The following is a 3,403-nucleotide window of genomic DNA, read 5'->3' as shown; positions in this document are numbered from 1 at the left end:
AATTTATCTTAACTTAATTATTCTATTCTTTTACCTAAAATTCTAATATCCCCATAACTTCTTTTGTAAATAGTTTAAAATCAGTTAAATGTTTTTCAATAATTTTCCGAACAATATCTAAATTTACACTTTGATAATCATGTACAGCAATATTACGAAATCCAACCATCGCCTTTAACTTATTTGCCAGCTCTGCGCTAAGTAGTCCTGCTGTAACTAATAAATCAAAGGCCTATCGGCTAGATTGGGGTAGTCCTAATTTTTTCCCTGCAACAATATGCATTGCTAAATCAATACTCGCTTCACAAGCTCTTTGTATGTTCAATATTATTGAATCTTGTTTTGTAAAGCCCTCTAAATTTTCAGGGTCATTTCCATATACATCTTGGATTCTTTTTATACAACGCTCTATTGTAGAAATTTTATTTAAAATAACCTCATTCTTCATATATAGAACCTCTTTTCTTTATATCATCAAATACTATCTGTCGTTCTTCATTCAACTTTGAATACATTTTTAAGGTTTTCATTTCAAAAATAACCTTACGTTTTTCATCCGAACAAAATATTGTCTTTCCTGTATGTATAATCTGAGCTTGAAAAACTGTAGAAGCTTCGGATAAATCAACTAAATCAACATCTCTATGAACAATGTTAGCTAACTCCTGTGCTAATAAAAAACGTTCATAGTTCCCTAAAGTTGTGTCACTTAAATAAGCTATATCAATATCACTATCTTCTCGTTCTCTGTTCTCAGCCATTGATCCAAACACAATTATCCAATAGGGATTCACCGTCTCTTGTAATTTTTCTATAATAGCTGTTATCATGCTTTGAAAAATCATCTCATTAATCCCCCTTAGTATACTTGAATTTTATTATATCATAACCAATCATCAAGCCTTTAAACTAATACAAATACTTAAACAAAACTAGAAGCTTATTTCTGGCCTAAAATTATTATAGTTCAGGAATAGGTATGTTGTAGCTTTGAATCTTAAATAATCGTTTATAATCCAACACTTCGCCTGTTAAATGTCTTTTATATTTTCTTCTTGCAAAAGCAAAAGACTGACAATAACTGTCAGCCTCTTACTTTTATAACTCTGAAGAACTTTAGCCTATTTTAATATACATTCTAATAATTTGAGGATATATTGCTCTAACAAAGACTTATATATATTAATCCACCTTTAACTTTTCTTTTACTTTTGTAGGGAGTTCGTCTTTCTTAACCTCTTCCCAAGATTTCACACCTTTTTTCTCAGAGTAATATATACGTAAAAATGCTTCTTTACGAAGGTTTTTTAACGCTGTAAACTCCATTTCTTTCTCTTTACCATCCTTATCAAATCCAGGTAATTTATATTGGTAAGTCGTATCCCCATTTACATTTTTCTCTTTTAATTTTTCACCATCTTTGGTAATTTGCACATAATATGTATCTGTACCAAGACGGTTTAGGTTACAACCTGTTAATATTACTGTAAAGAAAACAAAAACACTACACATAAGCACTATTCGTTTCATATTACTCACCTCATATCTTTTCTCACAAAAATTATATCCTAATCTATTTGCTGCCAAAATTCATTTCCATTACGCTAACATTACGTTTTTGTAAGGTAGTAAAAACAGCATAAAATTAAAAGGATATGAATTCATATTTCTATTGAATCCATATCCTTTGTTCTTATTGAGTAAACTATTTTACCTCATTCTAAATAAGAGGTATTTTTATTATTCTGGGAAAATGAAATTAGAGTTCCCTTCACTATTATCGGAATCCTCTTTCGGGAACGTAATAGTAGAACCTTGATTTCCTTTATTTATTTCTTGTTCTTCAGGAAATACAATGGAAGAATCATTGCTTAAGTTTGGTGAAAAACCAAGTTTAGATAAAATGGCTTTTAAGTCGGGTAAAACACCAATTTTATCAGAAGTTGGATCATTAGATTTCGTTCCAGTACTAGAATCACTTAAAATATCCCTCAGCTGTCTTGGTGTATATACTCTCCCCAGATTATTTTTTGCAATTCCTTGAATTGATGCAGCAGCACCAGCAATAATAGGCGATGCACTAGATGTTCCAGCAAAACTAGATGTATATAGATTTGTTATAAATTCACTTGGTTTAGCATCTGTAGTATCTACTGCATTCCCCCATCCATACACATCCACTCTACTACCGTAATTAGAGAAATATGAACGCTTATGAGGAACCCTTGCAGAAGCTGCCCCAACCATAATTGCCCCTGAATCTTTAAAATCAGGACTATTACGATTTAAAACTTGTTTACCATTACGGTCTCTAAATTGATCCAAGTCATTTCCACCGTTTGCACCTGCTTCAATAATAATAATTCCCTTATTTGTTCCCATACGAATTGCATCAAATATGTCTGGTTTTACTTCCACAGGAAAATAGTTCTTATCTCCATATCCATCGTAAGTTGCTTGTGCCTCTAGTAAAAGAATATCTCCAGCTTGCATATTGTTAACGGCACTTAAAATAGCATCAGCTGTATTATAATTTCCGTTATCCCTAATCTGGGATACAACCTTTACCTTAGCCTTTGGTGCAATCCCAATTCCACCTATGTTATTATCCTCTGCAGAAACAATTCCCAATACTGAGGTACCATGATCATGGTGTTCACTCTTATTCTGTCCGGACATCAATTCAATCTTTTGATTCACTAAATCTTCATGATTTAATAACCAACCATACTCCATATCTACGAAAGTAGTTCCTTTTCCGTCCCCACCATTTATACTCCAAGCATAAGGCGCATTAATTCCTAATGGTGCTGGTTCAAGGTAACCTTGTCTTGTAAGTCTAGGCTCATCATATGGATTAACAGATAAATTTGGTAAACGCTCTTCCGGTGGCGTTTCTTCTTCCTGTAAATACGCCGTTTCAATAAGAGATGATTTCTCAAACTTTGCTAGTAAGGCTTGTACATCAATATCACCTTGATTTTCTACAATATAATAGTTTAGCAAATTGGAAGAAATATGTTCGGAGTCGTTTATTTCTCTACCTAAATTTTTAATCTCTTTAGGATTTAAAGAACTAAAAAGTCGATTTATAGTTACATTTGGGTATTCGTTTAAAATTCCAATTAATTCAGGATCTTGTTTTTCTTCTTTAATGAATTTTTCTATTCCATCCTGATATGGCAAATTTGCCTCATTTTTAAATTTCAAAATTAATTGTTTCGTAACTTGCTTATGTACAGTAGAATTCAATTGCTTATTTGAATAATTGTAACTAGCTGCATAGGCAACTTCTGATTTATCACTTGGAAGTAGTCCACCCACCCCATTAAATGCTGTTAACGCAATTGAAGAAACTATAATTCCCTTAAAAATTTTCAAATTGTGCACCTCTTTTAATTTA

3 protein-coding genes and 1 pseudogene are annotated in these 3,403 nt (G+C 32.0%); all 4 read right to left on the bottom strand.

The genetic code is table 11. The annotated features are described in order from the left end of the window. Positions 1 to 34: 34 nt before the first annotated feature. Positions 35 to 448: pseudogene (hepT, locus tag ACQGSG_RS27695) on the bottom strand (type VII toxin-antitoxin system HepT family RNase toxin). After that, complete coding sequence (gene mntA / locus ACQGSG_RS27690; RefSeq protein WP_061139845.1) at positions 438 to 845, bottom strand: type VII toxin-antitoxin system MntA family adenylyltransferase antitoxin; 408 nt, start codon at positions 843 to 845, stop codon at positions 438 to 440. Before mntA ends, hepT begins: the two are co-directional and overlap by 11 nt. A 337-nt stretch (positions 846 to 1,182) precedes the next feature. Then, positions 1,183 to 1,530 carry a YxeA family protein gene (locus tag ACQGSG_RS27685; RefSeq protein WP_084065912.1) on the bottom strand — a complete coding sequence of 116 codons (348 nt, stop codon included), beginning with the start codon at positions 1,528 to 1,530 and terminating at the stop codon, positions 1,183 to 1,185. 210 nt (positions 1,531 to 1,740) lie between these two features. Then, positions 1,741 to 3,381 carry a S8 family peptidase gene (locus ACQGSG_RS27680; protein WP_426948539.1) on the bottom strand — a complete coding sequence of 547 codons (1,641 nt, stop codon included), beginning with the start codon at positions 3,379 to 3,381 and terminating at the stop codon, positions 1,741 to 1,743. Positions 3,382 to 3,403: the final 22 nt, after the last annotated feature.

Source organism: Bacillus sp. GMa5/1 (assembly GCF_050172015.1).
Lineage (GTDB): Bacteria > Bacillota > Bacilli > Bacillales > Bacillaceae_G > Bacillus_A > Bacillus_A cereus.
The sequence above is the reverse complement of the archived record's forward strand: the minus strand, read 5'-3'. Positions and strand labels throughout refer to the sequence as shown.